Source organism: Pseudomonas sp. EU05-FHT14B02, from assembly GCF_058791055.1.
Genome location: NZ_JBYTDD010000002.1, coordinates 319,631 through 340,514, shown reverse-complemented (window position 1 = coordinate 340,514; position 20,884 = coordinate 319,631). Strand labels below are relative to the sequence as shown.

At 58.9% G+C, this 20,884-nt stretch carries 22 protein-coding genes; 7 read left to right on the top strand and 15 right to left on the bottom strand.

Annotation, left to right across the window (positions count from 1 at the left end):
• Nucleotides 1–47 precede the first annotated feature (47 nt).
• Both AC3WTM_RS03470 and AC3WTM_RS03465 read right to left on the bottom strand, forming a co-directional pair.
• On the bottom strand, nucleotides 48–779 hold the full coding sequence (locus tag AC3WTM_RS03470; RefSeq protein WP_102669518.1) for a carbonic anhydrase: 732 nt from the start codon (nucleotides 777–779) through the stop codon (nucleotides 48–50).
• 244 nt (nucleotides 780–1,023) lie between these two features.
• Nucleotides 1,024–2,082 carry a PA0069 family radical SAM protein gene (locus AC3WTM_RS03465; RefSeq protein WP_102669517.1) on the bottom strand — a complete coding sequence of 353 codons (1,059 nt, stop codon included), beginning with the start codon at nucleotides 2,080–2,082 and terminating at the stop codon, nucleotides 1,024–1,026.
• Between the two features lie 224 nt (nucleotides 2,083–2,306).
• Here AC3WTM_RS03465 and AC3WTM_RS03460 point away from each other — a divergent pair, with 224 nt between their 5' ends.
• The 3 genes from AC3WTM_RS03460 to AC3WTM_RS03450 all read left to right on the top strand — a co-directional run bounded on the left by AC3WTM_RS03460 (nucleotide 2,307) and on the right by AC3WTM_RS03450 (nucleotide 3,997).
• Nucleotides 2,307–2,609, top strand: a complete 303-nt coding sequence (locus tag AC3WTM_RS03460; protein ID WP_102669516.1) for a hypothetical protein — start codon at nucleotides 2,307–2,309, stop codon at nucleotides 2,607–2,609.
• An 85-nt stretch (nucleotides 2,610–2,694) separates the two neighbouring features.
• Complete coding sequence (locus tag AC3WTM_RS03455) at nucleotides 2,695–3,243, top strand: hypothetical protein (protein ID WP_102669515.1); 549 nt, start codon at nucleotides 2,695–2,697, stop codon at nucleotides 3,241–3,243.
• Between the two features lie 109 nt (nucleotides 3,244–3,352).
• Entirely contained in the window at nucleotides 3,353–3,997 is a 645-nt protein-coding gene (locus AC3WTM_RS03450; RefSeq protein ID WP_207238421.1) for a phosphatase domain-containing protein, read from the top strand.
• 42 nt (nucleotides 3,998–4,039) lie between these two features.
• Here the strand turns inward: AC3WTM_RS03450 and AC3WTM_RS03445 are convergent, their stop codons facing one another.
• Complete coding sequence (locus tag AC3WTM_RS03445; RefSeq protein WP_057712619.1) at nucleotides 4,040–4,327, bottom strand: YheV family putative zinc ribbon protein; 288 nt, start codon at nucleotides 4,325–4,327, stop codon at nucleotides 4,040–4,042.
• Nucleotides 4,324–6,375: an oligopeptidase A gene (prlC, locus tag AC3WTM_RS03440; protein ID WP_102669514.1), complete on the bottom strand. Its 2,052-nt coding sequence runs from the start codon at nucleotides 6,373–6,375 to the stop codon at nucleotides 4,324–4,326. The genes AC3WTM_RS03445 and prlC overlap by 4 nt, the downstream gene beginning before the upstream one ends.
• Before the next feature lie 88 nt (nucleotides 6,376–6,463).
• Here prlC and AC3WTM_RS03435 point away from each other — a divergent pair, with 88 nt between their 5' ends.
• A complete protein-coding gene (locus tag AC3WTM_RS03435) occupies nucleotides 6,464–7,009 on the top strand; it encodes a gamma carbonic anhydrase family protein (protein ID WP_102669513.1) in 546 nt (181 codons plus the stop codon).
• A gap of 25 nt (nucleotides 7,010–7,034) precedes the next feature.
• Nucleotides 7,035–7,685 carry an HAD family hydrolase gene (locus AC3WTM_RS03430; RefSeq protein ID WP_102669512.1) on the top strand — a complete coding sequence of 217 codons (651 nt, stop codon included), beginning with the start codon at nucleotides 7,035–7,037 and terminating at the stop codon, nucleotides 7,683–7,685.
• Between the two features lie 124 nt (nucleotides 7,686–7,809).
• On the opposite strand, the gene AC3WTM_RS03425 is transcribed toward AC3WTM_RS03430, so the two are convergent.
• The 9 genes from AC3WTM_RS03425 to AC3WTM_RS03385 all read right to left on the bottom strand — a co-directional run bounded on the left by AC3WTM_RS03425 (nucleotide 7,810) and on the right by AC3WTM_RS03385 (nucleotide 18,133).
• On the bottom strand, nucleotides 7,810–8,433 hold the full coding sequence (locus tag AC3WTM_RS03425; RefSeq protein ID WP_102669511.1) for an ABC-type transport auxiliary lipoprotein family protein: 624 nt from the start codon (nucleotides 8,431–8,433) through the stop codon (nucleotides 7,810–7,812).
• On the bottom strand, nucleotides 8,430–9,368 hold the full coding sequence (locus AC3WTM_RS03420; RefSeq protein ID WP_102669510.1) for an MlaD family protein: 939 nt from the start codon (nucleotides 9,366–9,368) through the stop codon (nucleotides 8,430–8,432). The genes AC3WTM_RS03425 and AC3WTM_RS03420 overlap by 4 nt, the downstream gene beginning before the upstream one ends.
• Nucleotide 9,369: 1 nt before the next feature.
• Nucleotides 9,370–10,173, bottom strand: a complete 804-nt coding sequence (locus AC3WTM_RS03415) for an ABC transporter ATP-binding protein (RefSeq protein WP_102669509.1) — start codon at nucleotides 10,171–10,173, stop codon at nucleotides 9,370–9,372.
• Nucleotides 10,170–11,318, bottom strand: a complete 1,149-nt coding sequence (locus AC3WTM_RS03410) for an ABC transporter permease (protein ID WP_102669508.1) — start codon at nucleotides 11,316–11,318, stop codon at nucleotides 10,170–10,172. Before AC3WTM_RS03410 ends, AC3WTM_RS03415 begins: the two co-directional genes overlap by 4 nt.
• A gap of 54 nt (nucleotides 11,319–11,372) precedes the next feature.
• Entirely contained in the window at nucleotides 11,373–12,401 is a 1,029-nt protein-coding gene (locus AC3WTM_RS03405) for a DUF5924 family protein (protein ID WP_102669507.1), read from the bottom strand.
• 186 nt (nucleotides 12,402–12,587) lie between these two features.
• Nucleotides 12,588–13,964: a M16 family metallopeptidase gene (locus AC3WTM_RS03400; protein ID WP_102669506.1), complete on the bottom strand. Its 1,377-nt coding sequence runs from the start codon at nucleotides 13,962–13,964 to the stop codon at nucleotides 12,588–12,590.
• Nucleotides 13,965–14,020: 56 nt separating this feature from the next.
• Nucleotides 14,021–15,679, bottom strand: coding sequence for a Na/Pi cotransporter family protein (locus AC3WTM_RS03395; protein WP_102669505.1), 1,659 nt, complete (start codon nucleotides 15,677–15,679; stop codon nucleotides 14,021–14,023).
• Between the two features lie 293 nt (nucleotides 15,680–15,972).
• Complete coding sequence (locus tag AC3WTM_RS03390; protein WP_102669504.1) at nucleotides 15,973–16,740, bottom strand: TerC family protein; 768 nt, start codon at nucleotides 16,738–16,740, stop codon at nucleotides 15,973–15,975.
• Between the two features lie 85 nt (nucleotides 16,741–16,825).
• Nucleotides 16,826–18,133, bottom strand: a complete 1,308-nt coding sequence (locus AC3WTM_RS03385) for a CitMHS family transporter (protein WP_102669503.1) — start codon at nucleotides 18,131–18,133, stop codon at nucleotides 16,826–16,828.
• A 320-nt stretch (nucleotides 18,134–18,453) separates the two neighbouring features.
• Between AC3WTM_RS03385 and AC3WTM_RS03380 the strand changes: the two genes are divergently transcribed.
• Nucleotides 18,454–18,855 (top strand): GFA family protein, encoded by a 402-nt coding sequence (locus AC3WTM_RS03380; protein WP_102669502.1) that lies wholly within the window; start codon nucleotides 18,454–18,456, stop codon nucleotides 18,853–18,855.
• Here AC3WTM_RS03380 and AC3WTM_RS03375 read toward each other — a convergent pair whose 3' ends face one another.
• Nucleotides 18,856–19,182, bottom strand: a complete 327-nt coding sequence (locus AC3WTM_RS03375; RefSeq protein ID WP_057712632.1) for a DOPA 4,5-dioxygenase family protein — start codon at nucleotides 19,180–19,182, stop codon at nucleotides 18,856–18,858.
• Nucleotides 19,183–19,268: 86 nt separating this feature from the next.
• Here AC3WTM_RS03375 and AC3WTM_RS03370 point away from each other — a divergent pair, with 86 nt between their 5' ends.
• On the top strand, nucleotides 19,269–19,931 hold the full coding sequence (locus tag AC3WTM_RS03370; protein WP_102669501.1) for an NAD(P)-dependent oxidoreductase: 663 nt from the start codon (nucleotides 19,269–19,271) through the stop codon (nucleotides 19,929–19,931).
• Here the strand turns inward: AC3WTM_RS03370 and AC3WTM_RS03365 are convergent.
• Complete coding sequence (locus tag AC3WTM_RS03365) at nucleotides 19,928–20,878, bottom strand: choline sulfate utilization transcriptional regulator (RefSeq protein WP_102669500.1); 951 nt, start codon at nucleotides 20,876–20,878, stop codon at nucleotides 19,928–19,930. The two genes, AC3WTM_RS03370 and AC3WTM_RS03365, sit on opposite strands and share 4 nt — an antisense overlap.
• Between the last annotated feature and the right edge of the window lie 6 nt (nucleotides 20,879–20,884).

Sequence of the window (20,884 nt, the reverse complement as noted above, 5' to 3'; positions counted from 1 at the left end):
TGCCTGAACGGCAGCCTCGGCTGAACCACACAACGATTTAGGAGGATTTAGAAGCGCGCTTTGGGCGTCGCCACGGGAATTGGCAGGCTGCCATTGAGCGGCAGGAAACAGCCTTGATCGGCGTCGTACGCTTTGATTTCGCTGGTTTCGATGTTGTAGACCCAGCCGTGAATAAATAGCTGACCGTTGGCCATACGCGAAGCCACCGACGGATGGGTGCGCAGATGCTGCAACTGGGCGATCACATTCTCTTCAGTGAGGATGTGCATGCTTTCGCTTTCGCTAGAGCAGTTGCAGTTCTCTTGCACCATGGTTTTGGCCACTTCGGCATGACGCAGCCAGGCTTTGACAGTGGGCATTTTTTCCAGACTGTCCGGGTTGAGCACCGCGCGCATGGCGCCGCAGTCGGAATGCCCGCAAATGATGATGTGATGCACCCCAAGAGCCAGTACGGCGTACTCGATGGCCGTGGAAACACCACCGTTCATTTGCCCGTAAGGCGGCACGACGTTGCCGACGTTACGGGTCACGAACAAGTCGCCGGGGGAGCTCTGGGTAATCAACTCGGGAACGATGCGCGAATCGGCGCAGGCGATGAACATCGCTCGTGGCCGCTGGGCCGTGGCGAGTTTCTTGAAGAGCTCTTCCTGTTGAGGAAAGACCTCATGATGAAAATGCAAAAAGCCGTCAACGATATGCTGCAACGCTGCATCGGCGGTTTCGGCCTCGGGTTGGGCTGAAGCCGACGCAGCCAACGGCTGTTTATCCTTGTCACTCATCAATTCATCCTCATTAGCGGGCTCAGGGAGTCATCCCGTGTGGTCCGGTGTGAAGCCAGTGGCTGGTTAAAAAACATCCAGGCCAAACATCTCGACCCATCAGTCACTCGATGAACAAGGTAGCGGCCGAATCTTAATTGAAACTGAATAAAACGCTCTAGAATGCGTGTTACAGGTCACAAAAAACGTGACCAGCCTAAGACGCGAGCGCGATCCTCAGTACTCAACCATAGGCCAATTGTCCTCAAATCAACGACATTTGGCGACCGGGCGGACAAAAGGCATCGCAGTCCAGGTCAAAGCCTTCCCGGCGATTGAGCCCCAGGCGCTTGATGGCTTTGGCAAAACGCTGTGCCAGCAGGTCGGCGAAGGGACCTTCGCCGCGCATTCGAGCGCCAAAGCGGCTGTCGTAGAGTTCACCGCCACGGCTCTGGCGAATCAGGCTCAGCACATGCGCCGCCCGTTGCGGATAGTGGGCTCCCAGCCATTCTTCGAACAGCGGCGCCACTTCCAGCGGCAGACGCAGCATCATGTAGGCGGCGCTTTGTGCTCCGGCGCTGTGAGCCTCGGCGAGCAGGCTTTCGAGTTCGCTGTCGTTGATCATCGGAATCATCGGTGAACACAGGACGCCCACCGGAATGCCCGCCTCGCGCATGACCCTGATCGCCCGCAACCGGGCCTTGGGCGCTGCGGCGCGGGGTTCAAGGATGCGTTTGAGTTCGTCGTCCAGGGTGGTCAGGCTGATCATCACCGCCACCAGGTTTTGCTGTGCAAGTTCGGTCAGCAGGTCCAAATCGCGAAGGATCAGCGAGCCTTTGGTGACGATGGTCACGGGATGACGATATCGCAGCAGTACTTCGAGGGTTTGCCGGGTGATCCTGTACTCACGCTCGATCGGCTGATAGGGGTCGGTGTTGGAGCCGAGGTTGATCGGCGCACATTGATAGCCGCGTTTGGACAGTTGTTGCTCCAACACATCCACAGCGTTGGTCTTGGCGATCAGCTTTGTCTCGAAATCCAGCCCGGGCGACATGTCCCAATAGGCATGGCTTGGCCGCGCGTAGCAGTAGATGCAGCCATGCTCGCAACCGCGATAGGGATTGATTGATCGATCGAAGGGCAAGTCCGGTGACGTGTTGCGGGTAATGATGGTTTTCGCCGTTTCAATGCTCACCTCGGTGCCCTGGGTGAGCGGTACTTCCTGATACCAGCCGTCATCCTCAACCACCGAATGGCTGGCGGCAAAGCGGTTATGCGGGTTGGTTGCGGTGCCGCGGCCGCGGGGAGGCAGAGAGCTTACCATCGGCGGACTCCTTGATCTGTATATCCATACAGTAACCGACCCACTGCCTGTTGACCAGTACCGCTCAGCCCCTCATCTGACAAAGGGGCATCATGATGCTTACTTGTTCATTAATAATCAGAAAACTAAGGAAACATATAGTCAGTGGTTGGATTCAATACCCACCCGTATATTCAACCCAACAGGCAATACTCTCAACAGCAATCAAATAAAAGGATTTATTAATGTCTTTCTTTAATCAGCGCGGTATTTTCCTTCAACTCATGCAACCAAGCCCTTCGGAACCCAACACCCTGGTTTCTTTGCAACTGGCTCGCAAAGAGCTGAGTTGGGATGAGGAAAATGAAATTCAAATTGAGAAACTGGTCGACTCAACTTACTACACAGCCACTTCCACCGACCTTGGCAACTCTTTCAGCATCCGGAGCGTGGGCAAGGATGTCGATGGAGACGGAACCATCGGTGCCGACGACAAAGCCAAGTTACAGGCGCTGGCGAAGGCTTATGCCAGTATCGTCAATCCCTGAGCCCTGACTTTCCGATCACTGGAAAGTGCTATTGCCGAATGCATGCGGGCTCCCGCATGCATTCCAGACAGCCTGGAAGATAAAAATGTCAATGCTCATAAAAACCGGTGTTTATCTACAACAGATAGAAACGACGAAAGGTGTGCAGGTAATCATCAAGCTAATAAGGGCAGGCGAGTATCCGAACAAAACAATGGAGCAATTCGCTGATATTCTCGCAAGCGCTCCATCAGTGACACTCCATATAAAAGACGAAGGCAAGACTTCAAAGCTCGATTTTGATCCTTGGTCCGATATCAATGTCACTCCAGACAATGGCATCGACGAAAAGGACATTGCCGCCCTTACACAACTTGCACTCGCTTTTTATCATCAACAAATAATTACTCCAGAGGGCATAGCGTACCTTTATCGTCTTCCTGCTGAATCACCCGAGCTTCGAGTAGACGTTGAGGAATTTGAAATTGACGAAGATGATCATCAACTGTATAGCCTCGGTGTGTACGAGACTAAATCTGCGAATGCCGGCTCGTCTTTTGAAGGTCGCAAGCGCAACCCTTTAACTGGACAGGTGTTTAACTATGGGGTCGGACTGAACGAGCTGCTCAAATCCTTCATCAAACTGAAACTATAACCTGAGCGCAGACTTCACGATTCTTTGACAGTCAGCTCACAGGCCTTTGACCGTGCATGGCTAATCCTTGCCACCATCTTCCCGTCCCTTTCTGAACGGTCGCTCAAGCATGCTTTTTCCACGTTTTTTATCTGCAATATGCTTGTCGCTGGTTGTGCTCGCTAACCTGACACCGGCACTTGCTGACGACAGTGTGATGCAGCGTCCAGCAGACTGGGCTCAACAGATAGAGAAGCAATACAACCTCTTCCAGATGTCGCCGACGCTCTATCGCAGCGCCTTGCCGGACAAGGGCGCGGTGCCGCTGCTGGAGAAACTCAAGGTGGGCACTGTGATCAATTTCCTGCCCGAAGCAGACTCCAGTTGGTTGTCCGCGCCAGGCATCACGCAAGTACAACTGCCTTATCGCACCAACCATGTGGATGACGCCGATGTGCTCAAGGCCTTGCGCGCCATTCGGTCCGCCGAAGCCAAAGGCCCGGTGCTGATGCACTGCAAACACGGTTCCGACCGTACCGGCCTGATGGCCGCAATGTACCGGACTGTCATCCAGGGCTGGACCAAGGAGGAGGCCCTGAATGAAATGACCCAGGGCGGCTTTGGCGACAGCACCCACTTCAAGGACGGAATTCGCTACATGATGCAGGCCGACGTGGAAAAACTGCGCACGGCCCTGGCCAATGGCGATTGCAGCACCAGCCCATTCGCTGCGTGTTCAATGAAGAGCTGGTTCAAGTCCGCTCACATCGAATAAAAAAAGCCCCCGCTGCATTGCGCAACGGGGGGCTTTTTTCACTCAGTTTTGTTCGTCAGGCTTTTTCTTCAGCTTCGGATTCGGGAAGAACTGAACCGGCTGAACCTTGGTGTCGGCAGGTTTTGGGGCGCTGGTGTTCACCCGCGTACCCAACTCCTTGGGCACCGACAGCCCTTGCTCATTGAGTGTGTCGGAGTAACCGCAGGCCACGCACTCTCGGTGCGGGACCTGGTCTTCATTCCACATCATCAATTTGTCCGGCTCGCTGCATGCCGGGCAGACCGCCCCGGCGATAAAGCGTTTTTTCGTAATCACAGGTCCCTCACTCATGCTGCAGCGCCCTCACTCAGGCCGCTGTGGCGCAAGAGTGCGTCAATTGATGGCTCACGACCACGGAAGTCGACGAACAGCACCATCGGCTCCTGGGAGCCGCCACGGGCCAGGATTGCTTCGCGGAACGCACGACCGGTGTCGGCGTTGAGCACGCCTTCTTCTTCGAACTTCGAGAACGCATCGGCCGACAGCACTTCAGCCCACTTATAGCTGTAGTAACCCGCGGCGTAACCGCCAGCAAAGATGTGCGCAAAACTGTTGGGGAAGCGGTTGTAGGCCGGCGGACGCATCACCGAAACCTCGTCACGCACGCCTTCAAGCACTTGCAGCACGCTGCGGCCGTCGCCGTGGGTGGCGTGCAGTTCGAAGTCGAACAGCGAGAACTCCAGTTGGCGCACCATCATCAGGCCGGACTGGAAGTTTTTCGCCGCAAGCATCTTTCCGAGCAGGTCCTGAGGCAGCGGTTCGCCGGTTTCATAATGACCGGAAATCAGCGCCAGGCCCTCCGGCTCCCAGCACCAGTTTTCCATGAACTGGCTCGGCAGCTCGACCGCATCCCAAGCCACGCCGTTGATGCCGGACACGCCAGCATGCTCGACGCGAGTCAGCAGGTGATGCAGGCCGTGACCGAACTCGTGGAACAGGGTGGTGACTTCGTCGTGGGTCAGCAGCGCAGGCTTGCCGCTGTCGGCCGGGGTGAAGTTGCACACCAAGTTGGCCACCGGGCTTTGCAATACACCGCCAGCGGTGCGACGACGGTCGCGGGCGCCATCCATCCAGGCGCCGCCACGCTTGTTGGCGCGAGCATAGAGGTCGAAAAAGAAGCGGCCGACGTGCTGGCCGTTTTCCTTGATTTCAAACAGGCGAACATCCGGGTGCCAGGTGTCGAAGCCTTTCTGCTCGGCAATCTCGATGCCGTACAGGCGCTGGACGATGGCGAACAGACCGCTGAGTACCTTGTCGATCGGGAAGTAGGCGCGCAGGGCTTCCTGAGCGACGCTGTAACGCTGTTCACGGAGTTTTTCGCCGTAGAAACCGCTGTCCCAGCTTTGCAGATCCGGGCAGCCCTGTTCGGCGGCGTAAGCCTTGAGCTGTTCCAGATCCTGGGCAGCGAACGGTTTGCTGCGCTTGGCCAGGTCGCGCAGGAAACTGAGCACCTGATCGCTGGACTCGGCCATTTTGGTCGCCAGGCTCAACTCGGAAAAACTGCTGAACCCCAAGAGTTTTGCCAGTTCCTGACGCAGGTCGAGGATTTCTTCCATGACCGGGCCGTTGTCGTTCTGGCCGGCATTCGGCCCCTGGTCCGACGCCCGGGTGCAGTACGCGGCGTAGACTTCTTCACGCAATGCGCGGTCCTGGGCGTAGGTCATCACCGCGTAATAGCTCGGGAATTCCAGAGTGATCAGCCAGCCGTCCAGATCCTTGGCCTGAGCCGCGGCGGCCATTTGCGCTTTGGCCGAATCGGTCAGGCCGGCGAGGGCGGCTTCATCGGTGATGTGCTTGGTCCAGGCCTGAGTGGCATCGAGCAACTGGTTGGAAAAACGGCTGCCCAGCTCGGACAGCTTGCTCTGCACTTCGGCGTAACGCTTTTGTTCGGCTTCCGGCAGGTCGATACCCGACAGACGGAAGTCACGCAGGGAGTGTTCCAGGATAGTTTTCTGCGCCACGTCGAAACCGGCGGCCTCCGGGCTGCTGGCCAGGGCTTCGAAAGCCTGGAACAGTTCGCGGTTCTGACCCATTTCAGTGGAATAGGCGCTCAAGGCCGGCAGGCACGACTCGTAGGCTTCACGCAGTTCGGCGCTGTTGCACACGGCATTGAGGTGGCTGACCGGGCTCCAGGCGGCGCCCAGACGGTCGTTGAGTTCGTCCATCGCCAGCACCAGGCCAGCCCACGTTGGCTGTTTGACCTGGGTCTTGAGGATCTCGACGATAGCGGCACGGTTGTCAGCCAGGATCTGTTCAATGGCCGGTTGTACGTGTTCGGCGCGGATGGCGGAGAACGGCGGCAGGTCATAGGACTGCAAAAGAGGGTTGTTCACGCTCACGGTTGATACCTTGGCTGGAGAAACATGCAGCCATCTTAATTACAATCGACGTTCACCGCAGCTATCAGCAATAGAGAGAAACCCTATCGTGAACCTTCGCAAGTATCAGAACCATACGCCGCTGCTGGGTAAAGGCGCTTTTGTCGACAGCTCGGCGGTGGTGATCGGCGACGTTGAGGTCGGCGAAGACAGCTCGGTCTGGCCGCTGACGGTGATCCGTGGCGACATGCACCGCATCCGCATCGGCGCGCGCACCAGCGTGCAGGATGGCTGCGTGCTGCACATCACCCACGCCGGCCCGTTCAACCCCGATGGCTTCCCGTTGCTGATCGGCGATGACGTGACCATCGCCCACAAGGTCATGCTGCATGGCTGTTCGGTGGGCAGCCGGGTGTTGATCGGCATGGGCAGCATCGTCATGGACGGTGCGGTGGTCGACGATGAGGTGATCATCGGTGCCGGCAGCCTGGTGCCGCCGGGCAAGCATCTGCAAAGCGGCTTTCTGTATGTGGGCAGCCCGGTGAAGCAGATCCGCCCGCTGACTGACAAGGAACGCGCGTTTTTCACCTACAGCGCGGCGAACTACGTGAAGCTCAAGGACCTGCATCTGGCCGAAGGCTACGACCAGCTTTGACCCGGCCCCTTACTCAGGATTCGACATGCATTACCAAACCGTTTTGTTCGACCTCGATGGCACCCTGACCGACCCACGTGAGGGCATTACTCGTTCGATCCAGTTCGCCCTGAGCAAACTGGGTATCGATGAGCCGGACCTGGCCAGACTCGAACACTTCATCGGCCCGCCGTTGTTGCAGGCATTCATGCAGTTCTACGACTTCGATGAAGCCAGGGCCTGGGAAGCGGTGAATTTCTACCGCGAGCGCTTCAAGGTCACCGGCCTCTACGAAAACCGGGTGTTCGATGGTGTCACGCCACTACTGGAGACCCTGGGCGGACAAGGACGACGGCTGTACATCGCGACCTCGAAACCGTGGGTGTTCGCCCGGGAAATCGCCCGGCATTTCGACTTTGCCAAACACTTCAAGGTGATTTACGGCAGCGAACTGGACGGCACCCGGACCAACAAGGTCGAGCTGATCGCTCACCTGATGGCCGAAGAAAACCTGGACCCGGCCAACACTTTGATGATCGGCGACCGCAAGCACGACCTGATCGGCGCGCGCAGCAATGGCCTGGACGCGGCGGCGGTAGGTTACGGGTTCGGCAGCCATGAAGAGTTGAGCGCCGAAGCGCCGGCGTATCACTTTGAGACGCTGGAAGAGTTGCATCAGGCGTTTTTGCCGAGCTGATCAGGCCGACACAAATCAACTGTGGGAGCGAGCTTGCTCGCGATAGCGGTGTGTCAGGCACATTGATTGTGAAGGTGCCTCAGTCATCGCGAGCAAGCTCGCTCCCACAGGACTGCGCAAGTCCTCAAGGTCTGGGCGGCGGGGCGAGTTTCTGTCCTTGCTCAACCGCCCAGCTCACCACCTGCACAGTCAACTGATCACTCGCCTGACCGAACCCGGCCACCACCGCCGGGACCTGCACATCGCTGAGTGGCTGGCGCACTTCAAAGCGGCGGCTGGCGAGGATGCGCTGGTCGTAACTGCGCACCAGCAATGCATCCAGACGCACGACCGCGCTGGCATTCATGCCCTGGTATTCAGTCTGGAACGACTGCAGGCTGCCGCCCAATTCAAGATCGGTCTGGAAAATGCTGTCATCGGTGCTCAGCAGCGGCACCCGCCCGTCATGCTGGAAACCTTCCAGCAGGCGATTGCGCACCAGCACCGGCGCCGGGTCGCTCCAGCGTGAACCCTTGTAGTGGCTGATCACATCGCCTTGGGGAATTACGGCAATGCTCGGACTGTTCAACGCTTCGCTGGACTGGAATTTGCTCAGGCGCAGCGACCAGCGCTGCGGCGTGCCATGGCTGGCCGATGCGCTCTGGGCCGACGGCAATCGATAGACCTCGAAGGGTTCGGGCTTGGGCAGGATCGAGCACGAACTGATCAATGTGAAGCCAGCGAGGAGGACAATCCGAATCAGCTTCATGGCGTAAATTCCTTGGTCTTGTCACTGCCCAGCAGGTAACCGCTGGGGTTGGCTTCCAGGCGTGTGGTAATGGTGCGCAACGAACTCAGGGTTTCGCGCATTTCACGGACCGCCGGGCCCAGGCCATTAAGGCCTTGCATGCCGCTGTTGAGCGAATCCTGATTGGCGGTGATCAGTTTGTTGAGGGTGGCGCTGCTCTCCTGCAGCGACTTCATCGCCTGCTCGGCGCTGCCCAGCGCTTCCTTGCCATGCTCGTTGAGCAGCCCGTTGGCATTGCGCATCAACACCGTCGTCTGCTCCAGCATGGTGTTGGCCTGCTTGCCCACCGAGGCCAGTTGCTGCATGGCCTGGCGGATATCGCCGCGCTGATCGGCAATGGCCCCGGTGGTTTGCTCCAGGTGCTCCAGGGTGTTGCTGATACGCTCGATGTTTTCCGTGGAGAACATCAGATTGGCGTTATGCATCAACGTACTCACCCCGGCCATCAGGTCTTCGCTGTCATTGAGCAGCCGGGCGATGGGCGAGGGAGAGGCGACGATGGTCGGCAGGTTGCCGTCCTTGCCCTTGAGCGTCGGGCTCTGTGGTGTGCCGCCGCTGAGTTGGATGATCGAAGTCCCGGTGACGCCGGTCAGGGCCAGTTTGGCCTGGGTGTCCTCCTTGACCGGGGTATCGCCGGCCAATCGAATTCGCGCCAGCACCCGGCGCGGGTCTTTCGGGTCCAGGCGTAGCGAGATCACGTCACCGACCTTGATCCCGCTGTACTGCACCGAACTGCCCTTGGACAAACCGCTGACCGCCTCGTTGAACACGACCTCGTAGTCCTTGAACTCGGTGTCGACACTGGACTTGGCCAGCCACAGGCCGAACAGCAGCGCAGCCGTCACCACAATCACGGTGAACAGGCCGATCAATACATGATGGGCTCGGGTTTCCATGTCAGACCTCGTTGAGCTGTTGGGCGGCCGTCAATGCCGCGCGGCCACGAGGGCCATGGAAGTATTCGTGAATCCACGCATCGTCGGTTTCCGAAACCTTGTCGATGGCGTCCGCCACCAGCACTTTTTTCTGCGCCAGCACCGCCACCCGGTCAGTGATGGTGTAGAGCGTGTCGAGGTCGTGGGTCACCAAAAAGACACTCAGGCCCAAAGCATCGCGCAGGGTCAGGATCAATTGGTCGAACGCGGCGGCGCCGATCGGGTCGAGACCGGCGGTGGGTTCGTCGAGAAACAGTATGTCCGGGTCCAGTGCCAATGCCCGGGCCAGCGCAGCGCGCTTGATCATGCCGCCGGACAGCGACGAGGGGTACTTCTCTGCGGCCGACAGCGGCAACCCGGCCAGAGCCATTTTCACCGCCGCCAGGTGCTCGGCGTCGTTGCGGCTCAAGCCGGCATGTTCGATCAGCGGCAGGGCGACGTTCTCGGTCACCGTCAGTGAAGAGAACAGCGCGCCTTTCTGGAACAGTACGCCGAATCGCCGCTCCACCCGCGAGCGCTCGTGTTCGGACAAGGTCGGCAGGTTTTTCCCGAAAACTTTCACCACGCCTTCGCTGGGCTGGCGCAACCCGACAATACTGCGCAGCAGCACCGACTTGCCGCTGCCGGAGCCGCCGACCACGGCGAGAATCTCGCCCTTGTACAAATCCAGGTCGAGGTTCTCGTGCACGCTCTGGCTTCCGAAGCGGTTGCACAGCCCACGGACTTCAATCACCGCCTCGGAGGGCGCTCTGGGGATACGACTCACCAACCCATCTCCATGAAAAACATCGCGGCGATCGCATCCATCACGATCACCACGAAAATCGATTGCACCACACTCGACGTGGTGTGCGCGCCCACAGACTCAGCGCTGCCACTGACCTTGAAGCCTTCGAGACAACCAATGGCGGCGATGAGGAAGGCGAACACCGGCGCTTTGACGATCCCCACCAGGAAGTGCTGAACGCCGATGTCCGTTTGCAGCAGCGACAGGAACATCGCTGGCGAGATATCCAGCGCCACCGCGCAGACCACGGCACCGCCGATAATCCCTGACAGCATCGCCAGGAAGGTCAGCATCGGCAGGGCGATCAGCAACGCCAGGACCCGCGGCACCACCAGCAACTCCACGGGATCGAGGCCCAGCGTGCGGATGGCGTCGATTTCTTCGTTGGCCTTCATCGAACCGATTTGCGCCGTGAACGCACTGGCGGTGCGCCCGGCCATCAGGATCGCGGTCAGCAGCACACCGAATTCGCGCAGGAAGGCAAACCCCACCAGATCCACGGTGAAGACGGTGGCGCCGAAAGTGGCCAGCACCGTCGACCCGAGAAACGCCACCACGGCGCCCACCAGAAAAGTCAGCAACGCAACGATGGGGGCGGCGTCGAGACCAGTCTGTTCGATATGGGCGATCATCGGCGTGACGCGCCATCGCTTGGGACGGAACAGGCCGCGGACGATGGTTTCGATGATCAGGCCGATGAAACCCAGCAGTTGCAGGGTGTCCTGCCAGACAGCGTTCACCGCGCGGCCAATGCGGGTCAGCAATTGAATGGAAACGCTGACTTCCGGTTCCTTGATCGGTACGCAGAAATCGGTCAACGAGCAGTAGACGGTTTGCAGCAACGCCCGATCAGCGGCAGAGAGTGTGCAATCAGGATGTTCGGCAGAACGACCGAGGCGCTCGGAGCCGAGCAACTCGACCAACAGCGAGGCACCGGCGGTGTCAAGGGCACCGAGACCATTGAGGTCGATGGGGGTGTTGGCGTCGTACTGGCCGTGAAGTTTTTCGCTCAACAGCTTGAGGTCAGCGTAATGGGCAAGCGTCCAGTCGCCCGTCACCCGCAACCGCGCAGGGGTAATCGAGGAGTCCAATCGGGCGTTGCCGGCCATCGTGCTGCTGATCATAAGCTCCGTGCTTGTTCAGTGATTACGCAGTTCTACGTAATAGCACGAACCGGACTACTTTTCTTTGATCGCTGTGCTGTCCGTGACTTTGAAGCGCAGCACGCCAATGACCTGGCCATCTTCGGTCAAGACCCTAACCTGCCATTTACCGGCCGGGTTGCCCGGGAAGTTCTGCTTGTGGGTCCAGGCCCGGTAACCTTCCTTGCGCCCGCCACGAATATCCAGGGGAATGCGGTCGACTTCTTTACCGTTGAACTTCCAGACGTGATAAATCCGTTCGTCCAGGCCACGCGGGGCGTTGATCGCCGTGTACGCGTAAAGCCCGCCATTACGGATCTGTTCGGCGCTGACTTCGTCGAGGCTGGCGCCAGGTGTACGATCCTGCATTTGCGTACTGATGGCTACATCGGTCATCCACAGCGTCGCCGGCGGCACCCACGAGCGCAGCTCCCAACCAACGGCGCCGATGCCCAGGGTGATACTCAAGATCGCCAGCGCATTGCGCAGGGTACGAATCGGGAAGATCGACGCCAGGCTCGGGAACGACAGCAGCACCGAGATACCCAGTGCCCATTTGAAACTTTGCGCGGTGGTCAGGTGCATGATCACCGGCAATGCGGTGAGCAGCGCGGCGAACAGGGTCAGAGTGTGCAGGGCCAGAAACGCCCAGCGCCGTGGGGCCAGCCACTTGTAGTAGAGCGGGTCGACGATCGAAATCAGCGCCGCGACGCCCAGCAACCCGGTGAAAAACAACTGGCCGCTGTTCCACGTCGTGGTGATGAAGAAGAACGGCAGGACAAAGAACAGGCTTTCCTGATGGATCATCTGCGTTGCGTAACGCAACAACGGTTCAGGTATTTCGCGCTTGAAGATGCGCGTGAACAGCTTGGTCAGGCTGTTTTCCAGCATCAGCCAGATCCAGCTGATCAGCATGATGGTGGTGATCCAGCTCGCCAGGCCTTGCTGGCGATCGACCAGAATGAAACTGCCCACCCCGGAGATGAAACCAAAGAGCGCAATGACCCCAGGGTACCGCTTCATCAAATCAAGGATGCGCTGTACGAAAAGGGATAGGTTTTGCATTCGTTGGTTTCACAGTCGTCGTAGGAAAAAACCTCGACAGGGTACCGCTGGTGCGGCGCTGTGGCGAGGGTTCGCGATGAGGCCGGCACATCCAACATTTTCGGCGGCTGACAATCCGCTATCGCGAGCAAGCTCGCTCCCACAGGGAACCGGCAAGGCCTCTCAGTCCGTTGTCACATGGAATGGTTACTTCCTGCGGTGCAAACGCCAGCCCACCAACATCAACACAATCAAGCCCACCCCACCGACCACCAGCCACATCAACTGGTCATAACTGAACAAAGGCTTCTCGATCCGCAAATACCCCGGTTGCAGGAGCAATTCGCGCACGGCCTTGTTCGCTTCTTCCAGGGTCACCCCTTGCAGCTCCCGGGCCGGGTTGGTGAAGTGACCGTCCTCGTAGTTACCGATCGCGCTCCAGTAGTAGTCGGCCAACGCGCTGTTGCCTTGTACGGCCCAGGCCTGGCGGGCAATCGCGGCCTGCTTGAGGCGGTTGAAGGTGTCGGCATTGAGGCCGTCCTTGAGCAGGCCGGCCTTCAGGTCCTCGAGTACTTGTTCGGCATCGGCCACGGCGTCGCGCTCAAGGTCGGCGTTGAGGCTCATGAAACCTACGCCTCCGAACACCTCGCGCTCCGCCCACGGGCCGTAGGACAAACCGTGAGCCAGGCGTAACTGGCGATAAAGCGCCCAATCCAGATAGTCCTTGAGCAAATCGAAGGTTTCATCGTGCCCATCCTCCAGTACCGGCTCCGGCACCAGCCAGTGCAACTTGGCGCCGTTGCCGACCAGACTGTGGGTCAAGGTGCGCTCATGGGTGGCGCTGGCCTGGATTTGCGGCAGCGGCGGATGCTCGCCAGGGGTGATCGCTTCCAGCGCGCCATACGCCCGCTCCAGATAGGCTGGCAGCAACTTGTCGAGGTCGCCGACCACGATCAGGGTCATGTTGTTCGGCGCATACCAGTCCTTGCGCACCTGCTCCAGTTGTTCACGGGTCAGGTCATCGACTTGCGCACGCTCCGGGCATTTGAGGCCCAACTCCACGGCCAGTTGTTTGCTGGCCGTGTGGCCGAGGTCCTGACGATCGAGCCAGCGTTGCAGGTGCGAGTAGTGGCCGCCGTCTTCACGCTCGACCACTTGCTTGGCCGCTTTGATGGCGCTGTCATCGAAGCGGGTCTGGGTCAGCAGCGCCAGCAACAGGTCGAGCACCTTGCGCTGGTTTTTCGCCGGGGCTTCGATGACGAAAGTCGTATCGGCATTACTGGTGAACGCGTTCCACTCGCCGCCCAGAGCCTGCATGCTTTCTTCCAGGCCGCCTTCGCCGCTGGCGTCGATACCGCTGAACAACAAGTGTTCCAGCAGATGCGGCAACTCCTTTTCTTCGCACTTGAAATCGTCCAGGCCAACGCCGACCACCAGCCGGATCGCCACATGCCCGTGGTCAGTGCCGGGCTTGAGCAGCAACTGCAAACCGTTGCGCAGGGTGTAGCCCTCAACCTGGAAGCGATCCAAGGCGAATGACGGGAATGAACCAAGCAACAGGCAGGCGAACAACAGACAACGCATAACAAGCTTCCATACGGCTAGCCTAAGTTCAACAGACTTCAGCCAACTCTGGACGTTCAGGGTGAATGAGTGATGTCGCTCAAATCGTCGACCACCAGCGCACCTGTGTCCGATGTTTCCAGCACCACGTAGGCACTGCTGCAAAACAGCGAATTAAGACGCTTCATGTCGGCGATCAGCTCCAGGTGCAACGAACTGGTTTCGATACTTTGCACGATTTTACGTTGCAAGCGGCTGACATGAGCGTGAGCCAGGCGCCGTTCCTGTGCGCGGAAACGACGTTTTTCACGCACCAACTGGCGGGCACTTTCCGGGTCGCCACTGAGAAACACCGACATCCCGAGCCGCAGGTTGGAAATCAACTGAGTTTGCAGTCCGGTCAATTCGTCCAGCCCCACCTCGGAAAACGACCGGCGCTGCGAGGTTTTCTGCTGCTGGACCTTGCGCAGCATGCGTTCGATCAAGTCGCTGGCCAGTTTCAGGTTAATCGCCAGTTCGATGATTTCCGCCCAGCGTCGGCTGTCCTGATCGCTGAGATCTTCCCGGGGCATTTGCGCCAGATACAACTTGATCGCGCTGTAGAGCGCTTCGACATCGTCGGTCAGGCGCCGCATTTCCTGGGTGACGGCGGTTTGCTTTCCGCGCAACACGTCGAGCATGGCTTCGAGCATGTTGTCGATCAGGTCGCCTATGCGCAGGGTTTCCCGGGCTGCGTTGGCCAGCGCCAAACCGGGGGTGACCAACGCCGTGGGGTCAAGGTGTCGGGGCTTGGCCGTACCGTTGGCTAGCGGGCGCTCCGGCAGCACCCAGGCACAAAACCTGGCCATCGGCCCAACACTGGGCAGCAAGATCAGGCAACGCGCGATGTTGTAGAGCAGGTGAAAGCCAATGACCATTTCCTGAGGGCTGAAATCCAGGCCATCGAGCCAGTGCACCAGCGGATCGAGCACTGGAATGATCAGTAAAAGACCAATCAGTTTGTACAGCAGGCTGCCCAGCGCCACTTGGCGCCCGGCGGCGTTCTGCATGCTGGTGCTGAGGAAGGCGAGTACGCCGCTGCCGATATTGGCGCCGATCACGAGCCCGATGGCCACCGGCAGGCTGATCACGCTGGCGCCCGCCAGGGTCGCGGTGAGCAATACAGCGGCCAGGCTGGAATAGGAAAGCATCGCGAACAGCGCGCCGACCAGGGCATCGAGCAGGATATCGCCGGTGAGCGAGGCGAAAATCACCTTCACCCCTTTGGCATGGGTAATCGGGTGCGCGGCTTCAACAATCAGTTGCAGCGCCAGAATGATCAACCCCAAGCCAATGGCGACACGGCCCATCTGTCCGAGTCGAGTCTGCTTGCGCGACAGAAAGAAAATCACCCCGGCAAAAATCAGCAACGGCGACAACCACGACAGATCGAACGTCAGCACCCGCGCCATCAGGGCCGTACCGACATCGGCACCGAGCATGGTGACCAACGCTGGCGTAAGCGCCATCAGGCCCTGGCCGACAAAGGAGGTGACCAGCATGGCGGTGGCGTTGCTGCTCTGAACCATCGCCGTCACGGCGATCCCGGATAGGAAAGCCAGCCAGCGGTTGGACATGTTATGGCTGATGACATGGCGCAAGTTGGTGCCGTAGACCCGCAGGATGCCGGTTCGGACGATGTGCGTGCCCCAGATCAGCAGGGCCACGGCAGAAAGCAAATTGAGCAGGGTGAGCATAATGACCCCCTGTGGTGTAGCGCCCCAAAGGAGCAAGTTGACGGTACCGCGTGACGTTCTACGTTCTGTACTTAAGCTGTAGTTGGCTAACGGTCTGCGCGCCAGCATCGCATAGCCAAAGACGCGATTGAAACAAAACTGTCATGAAAAGAGCGATCTTCCAGCCACACAAAGCACTGTGGGAGCGAGCTTGCTCGCGATGAGGCCATCAGGTTCAACATGGGTGTTGACTGACAGACCACCATCGCGAGCAAGCTCGCTCCCACAGGTTTTGCGTATTGACCGCTACCGGGTTACTGGCCCGGAATGTCCTTGCGCAGCTTTACCGGATCCTGCTGTTTCTTCTTTTTCGCGATGGCGGTGCGCATCCTGATGTTGATCGCTTCCACCGCCAGCGAGAACGCCATGGCGAAGTAGACGTAGCCTTTTGGCACGTGCACGTCCAGGGATTCGGCAATCAGCACCGTACCGACGATCAGCAGGAACGACAGCGCCAGCATCTTCAGCGATGGATGCTTGTCGATGAACTCACTGATGGTGCCAGATGCCCACATCATCACCAGTACGGCTACGATGATTGCCGCGACCATGACCGGTACGTGAGAGACCATGCCGACTGCGGTGATCACCGAGTCCAGGGAGAACACGATGTCGATGATCGCAATCTGGATGATGGTGTAGAGGAAGTTGCCGCCCTTGCCCGAAGGCTCTTCGTTGGTTTCGTCTTCACCTTCCAGCGCGTGGTACATCTCTTGCGAGCTTTTCCACAACAGGAACAGACCACCGAAGAACAGGATCAGGTCGCGTCCGGAAATACCCTGGCCGAATACTACGAACAGGTCCGCCGTCAGGCGCATGACCCAGGTGATCGACAGCAGAAGCAGGATTCGCGTGATCATGGCCAGCGCCAGACCGAAAATCCGGGTGCGCGCCTGCATGTGTTTGGGCATGCGGCTGACCAGGATCGAAATCATGATGATGTTATCGATACCCAGGACGATTTCCAGGGCGGTCAGGGTGAAGAAGGCAACCCAGATTTCAGGGTTGGTCAGCCATTCCATGTGTATTCCTTTGAGCGATTGTTAAACCAAAACGGGCCCGGGCTTCAAACAGCGAAGCCTGGACCCGAAGTGGTGAGTCTTGGGCTTATAGAGTGCTGAACACCGGGAAAGTCCCCAACAGCAGTGCAGCAATCAGTATGCAGATACAAACCAGCACTGCCCACTTCAGGGTGAAGCGCTGGTGGTCACCGAAGTCGATGCCAGCCAGGGCCACCAACAGGTAGGTCGATGGAACCAGCGGGCTCAACAAGTGGACGGGCTGACCGACGATCGAGGCACGTGCCATTTCCACTGCGGTTATACCGTAATGGCTGGCGGCTTCGGCAAGTACCGGTAACACGCCGTAATAAAATGCATCGTTCGACATGAAGAAAGTGAACGGCATGCTTACCAACGCCGTGATCACTGCCAGGTACGGGCCGAGGAAGTCCGGAATCACCGCCAACAGGCTCTTCGACATGGCGTCGACCATCCCGGTGCCGGTCAGGATACCGGTGAAGATACCGGCCGCAAAGATCAACCCGACCACCGCCAGTACGCTACCGGCGTGAGCCGCGACGCGATCCTTCTGCTGTTGCAGGCAAGGATAGTTGACGATCATGGCGATACTGAACGCCACCATGAACAGTACCGGCAACGGCAGCAGGCCGGCGATCAGGGTGCACATCAGGGCCAGGGTCAGGGCGCCGTTGAACCAGATCAGCTTCGGACGACGGGCATCCGGGAACTGCGAAACGCTGATTTCACTGTGGTCGATTTCCTCGCCCACCAGGTGCAGTTCACCCAGGCGTGCACGTTCACGCTTGCCGTAGAAGTAGGCAATGACCAGGATCGCCACCACACCAGCCAGCATCGCAGGAATCATCGGTACGAAGATGTCGGACGGATCCACATGCAACGCACTGGCGGCGCGAGCGGTCGGGCCACCCCATGGGGTCATGTTCATCACGCCACCGGCGAGGATGATCAGGCCGGCCATGATTCGCGGGCTCATGCCGATACGGCTGTAGAGCGGCAGCATGGCGGCCACGCAGATCATATAAGTGGTCGCGCCGTCACCATCGAGGGAGACAACGAGCGCCAGAACGGCGGTGCCGACCGAAACTTTCAGCGGGTCGCCCTTGACCAGTTTGAGGATCTTGCGCACGGCCGGGTCGAACAGGCCGGAGTCGATCATCAGGGCGAAGTACAAGATAGCGAACATCAGCATCACGCCGGTTGGCGCCAGCTTGGTAATGCCTTCGAGCATCATCGGACCGATCTTCGGCGAAAAACCACCGAACAGGGCAAAGATGATTGGAATGATGATCAGGGCGATCAGCGCGGACAGGCGCTTGGTCATGATCAGGAACATGAACGTGATGACCATGGCGAAGCCAAGGAAAGTCAGCATGGGAATACTCCAGGCGTAGCGCGGCTAGGGAATGGGCGGATCAGGCGGGATCAGCGCAGAACGGGAAGCACGAGACGTACGGGCGGAGTTGCAGCGAAGCGGCGGATGGAAGAGGACATCAGAATCACCATTGTTGTTGTTAAATGGGCTGTGCGAGCGATAAAACGCTGGCATTGGCCAACCGGTCTGTTGCCGGTAGTGGGGGCGATCCTAATCGGGGAAGCTTTCAGCCAGCTTTCGCCAATGAAAGCAAGGACCGGATGTGCAACCGATCGTCGGATTGGGTTTCAAGTCCCTGAACACAGGGCGGGAGGTTGAACATGAGCGAACTTCACACCGGCGGCTGCCATTGCGGGCAACTGCGCTATCAATTCAGCGGGCCGCTGCACGATATCGCCCACTGTCATTGTTCGATTTGCCGACGGGTCAGCGGCGGCATCGTGACTACCTGGATAACCGTGCCGGCATCCGCCTTTCAATGGCTGGCCGGGACGCCGTCGCGGTACGATTCTTCATCCACCTGTGCACGATATTTCTGCGGCCACTGTGGGGCGCAACTGGCACTAGCGACGCAACTAAGCCCGGAAAGCATCGACTTGACCATCGCCACCCTCGACCATCCTGAGCAAGCACCAGCCGAGCGGCACATCTGGACCGACAGCCGCTTGCCGTGGCTGCATCTGGACGAACATTTGCCCGGTGAGGCTGAAGAAAAACCCTGATCAAAAAACAGACAGGTCCAGCGGCCGAATCGCGCCCATCCAGATCGCGTGCTCGGTGTGGTCAAGCAAATCGTCGCCGGTGTCCGGGTGCAGGAACACCACCAACCCCTTGCGGTTCAGCGCCAGCCACGGCAGAACGTCGCCCAGCACCTGCGGTTCGAACGCCAACTGGCAGCTCCAGTCCGGGTGCGGACCGACCGGGCGCTCGTGCACGCGGCCCATTTTCAATGGAAACAATTGCGCCGCCCGTTCACATAAGGCCCGCGCCTGCGAGATCGTGTTGGCATCGAAATAAACGTGGGCGTGGTAGCCCGTTATCTGCTGCATCTGAATCCCTCTGAAAGCTGTTCGAACCCTCGCCGTTTCCTGCGGGTCTCACGTTATATAGACGCTGGAAAACAGGAAGCCCAGCCATGAAAAATGCCGAAACCCCCCTCGTGAAAGTAGTGCTTTATGGTGCCATGAGTAGCCTGGGCAGCGCGCTGATAGCCGAAATGCTGCGACGCCAGCATGAAGTGATCGCGATTCTCGATGAACTGACGGCGCTGGCACCCCGTCCGGGGCTGCGCACCAAGACTGGCGACCTGTTCGACGCGCAACGGGTCAAGCAGAGTGTGGCCGGCAGTTCAGTGGTTATCTGCTTACTGGACGCACCAGGGTTACCGCTCAATAGCGAACACGTGGAAAAAACCATCGTGCCCGGCCCGGTCGAGCAGGTGCTGGCAGTGGATGCGCTCATCGATGGCATGCAGGCAGCAAACATCGCCCGATTGTTTCTGGTGGGTGATTTCGACGTGCTGGACGACCCGGAAACCGAGGATAGCTTGCAACGTCACGCCGCCGAGGAAATCCGCGAGGCACTGCAAAGCAGTCCTTTGAAATGGACGCTGGTTAACGAACCGCGCGGGGTACCAGGGCTGACCATCGAACACTTTGCCAACATCGGTGGCAACCCCGAACCGGGGTTGGCTGAACCGCTCAAACGGCTGGCCCGCACTGCCGTGGGCATTGCCGATGAATTGCACCTGAACCTGCACATCGGCGAGCACGTCAACTTCATCGCAACCGACAGTTAAACCGCAATGGACGGCAGCGTCAGGCCGTTGAGCGATTGCGCACTGCTGGCCTGTTCCGCCATCAACCAATCCACAAACTGCTGGATCAATGCTCCGCGTCTTTTGCGCTGGGGCAGAACCACGTAGTAACCCAGTCTCGACATCACCGTTTCGCCGATCGGTCGACACAACAACCCTTGCGCCAGCAAGTTATCCACAAGGTGGCGCCAGCCGATGGCCACGCCCTGGCCGCCAATCGCCGCCTGAATCAGCAAGGTGTAATTATCGAAGCGCAACTGCCCGGGCGCCGGTGGCGAAGTGATGCCCAGTTCGCGGAACACACCACTCCAGTCGAACCAGTTACTGCTGTGTTCCCCACGCAGGTGCAACAAAGGAAACTCCAGCAATGCCTGGGCTGGCAAGGGCAGTGGACGCTCGCTCAACAACTGCGGGCTGCACACCGGAAACACTTCTTCGCTGAACAGCCAATGGCTTTCACCCTGCTTGAAGCGTCCATCGCCGAACAGCACCGCCACATCGATATCGGTACGTAGCATGTTATGGCTGCGTTCACTGGTGACCAGGCTGACATCCACCTGCGGATTGGCCGCGTGAAAGCGGTGTAGGCGCGGCATCAACCAATAGGCAGCGAAGGCAAAATCCGTGGCCACCTGCAGCACTTCATGCTGTTGCTGTGCGCTGATTGCGTTCAATCCTGCGTCTATATTCTGCAAACCGAGCTGAACCTGCTCAAAAAGTATCTGCCCAGCCTCTGTCAATTCGATTCCGCGATAAATGCGGTCGAACAGGCGTGTTGCCAGTTGTTCTTCCAGGCGCTTGATCTGCTGGCTGATGGCCGGTTGCGTGGTACCCAGTTCAACCGCCGCCGCTGTGAAGCTGCGCTGACGGGCCGCCGCTTCGAAGGCGCGAAGCAGATCCAGTGACAGGTCACCAAGGGCGTCATACATAAGCTG

Coding starts and splice junctions, on each gene's coding strand:
- AC3WTM_RS03470 (WP_102669518.1), bottom strand. CDS start 779: ATGAGTGACAAGGATAAACAGCCGTTGGCTGCGTCGGCTTCAGCCCAA.
- AC3WTM_RS03465 (WP_102669517.1), bottom strand. CDS start 2,082: ATGGTAAGCTCTCTGCCTCCCCGCGGCCGCGGCACCGCAACCAACCCG.
- AC3WTM_RS03460 (WP_102669516.1), top strand. CDS start 2,307: ATGTCTTTCTTTAATCAGCGCGGTATTTTCCTTCAACTCATGCAACCA.
- AC3WTM_RS03455 (WP_102669515.1), top strand. CDS start 2,695: ATGTCAATGCTCATAAAAACCGGTGTTTATCTACAACAGATAGAAACG.
- AC3WTM_RS03450 (WP_207238421.1), top strand. CDS start 3,353: ATGCTTTTTCCACGTTTTTTATCTGCAATATGCTTGTCGCTGGTTGTG.
- AC3WTM_RS03445 (WP_057712619.1), bottom strand. CDS start 4,327: ATGAGTGAGGGACCTGTGATTACGAAAAAACGCTTTATCGCCGGGGCG.
- AC3WTM_RS03430 (WP_102669512.1), top strand. CDS start 7,035: ATGCATTACCAAACCGTTTTGTTCGACCTCGATGGCACCCTGACCGAC.
- AC3WTM_RS03425 (WP_102669511.1), bottom strand. CDS start 8,433: ATGAAGCTGATTCGGATTGTCCTCCTCGCTGGCTTCACATTGATCAGT.
- AC3WTM_RS03420 (WP_102669510.1), bottom strand. CDS start 9,368: ATGGAAACCCGAGCCCATCATGTATTGATCGGCCTGTTCACCGTGATT.
- AC3WTM_RS03410 (WP_102669508.1), bottom strand. CDS start 11,318: ATGATCAGCAGCACGATGGCCGGCAACGCCCGATTGGACTCCTCGATT.
- AC3WTM_RS03405 (WP_102669507.1), bottom strand. CDS start 12,401: ATGCAAAACCTATCCCTTTTCGTACAGCGCATCCTTGATTTGATGAAG.
- AC3WTM_RS03400 (WP_102669506.1), bottom strand. CDS start 13,964: ATGCGTTGTCTGTTGTTCGCCTGCCTGTTGCTTGGTTCATTCCCGTCA.
- AC3WTM_RS03395 (WP_102669505.1), bottom strand. CDS start 15,679: ATGCTCACCCTGCTCAATTTGCTTTCTGCCGTGGCCCTGCTGATCTGG.
- AC3WTM_RS03390 (WP_102669504.1), bottom strand. CDS start 16,740: ATGGAATGGCTGACCAACCCTGAAATCTGGGTTGCCTTCTTCACCCTG.
- AC3WTM_RS03385 (WP_102669503.1), bottom strand. CDS start 18,133: ATGCTGACTTTCCTTGGCTTCGCCATGGTCATCACGTTCATGTTCCTG.
- AC3WTM_RS03380 (WP_102669502.1), top strand. CDS start 18,454: ATGAGCGAACTTCACACCGGCGGCTGCCATTGCGGGCAACTGCGCTAT.
- AC3WTM_RS03375 (WP_057712632.1), bottom strand. CDS start 19,182: ATGCAGCAGATAACGGGCTACCACGCCCACGTTTATTTCGATGCCAAC.
- AC3WTM_RS03370 (WP_102669501.1), top strand. CDS start 19,269: ATGAAAAATGCCGAAACCCCCCTCGTGAAAGTAGTGCTTTATGGTGCC.
- AC3WTM_RS03365 (WP_102669500.1), bottom strand. CDS start 20,878: ATGTATGACGCCCTTGGTGACCTGTCACTGGATCTGCTTCGCGCCTTC.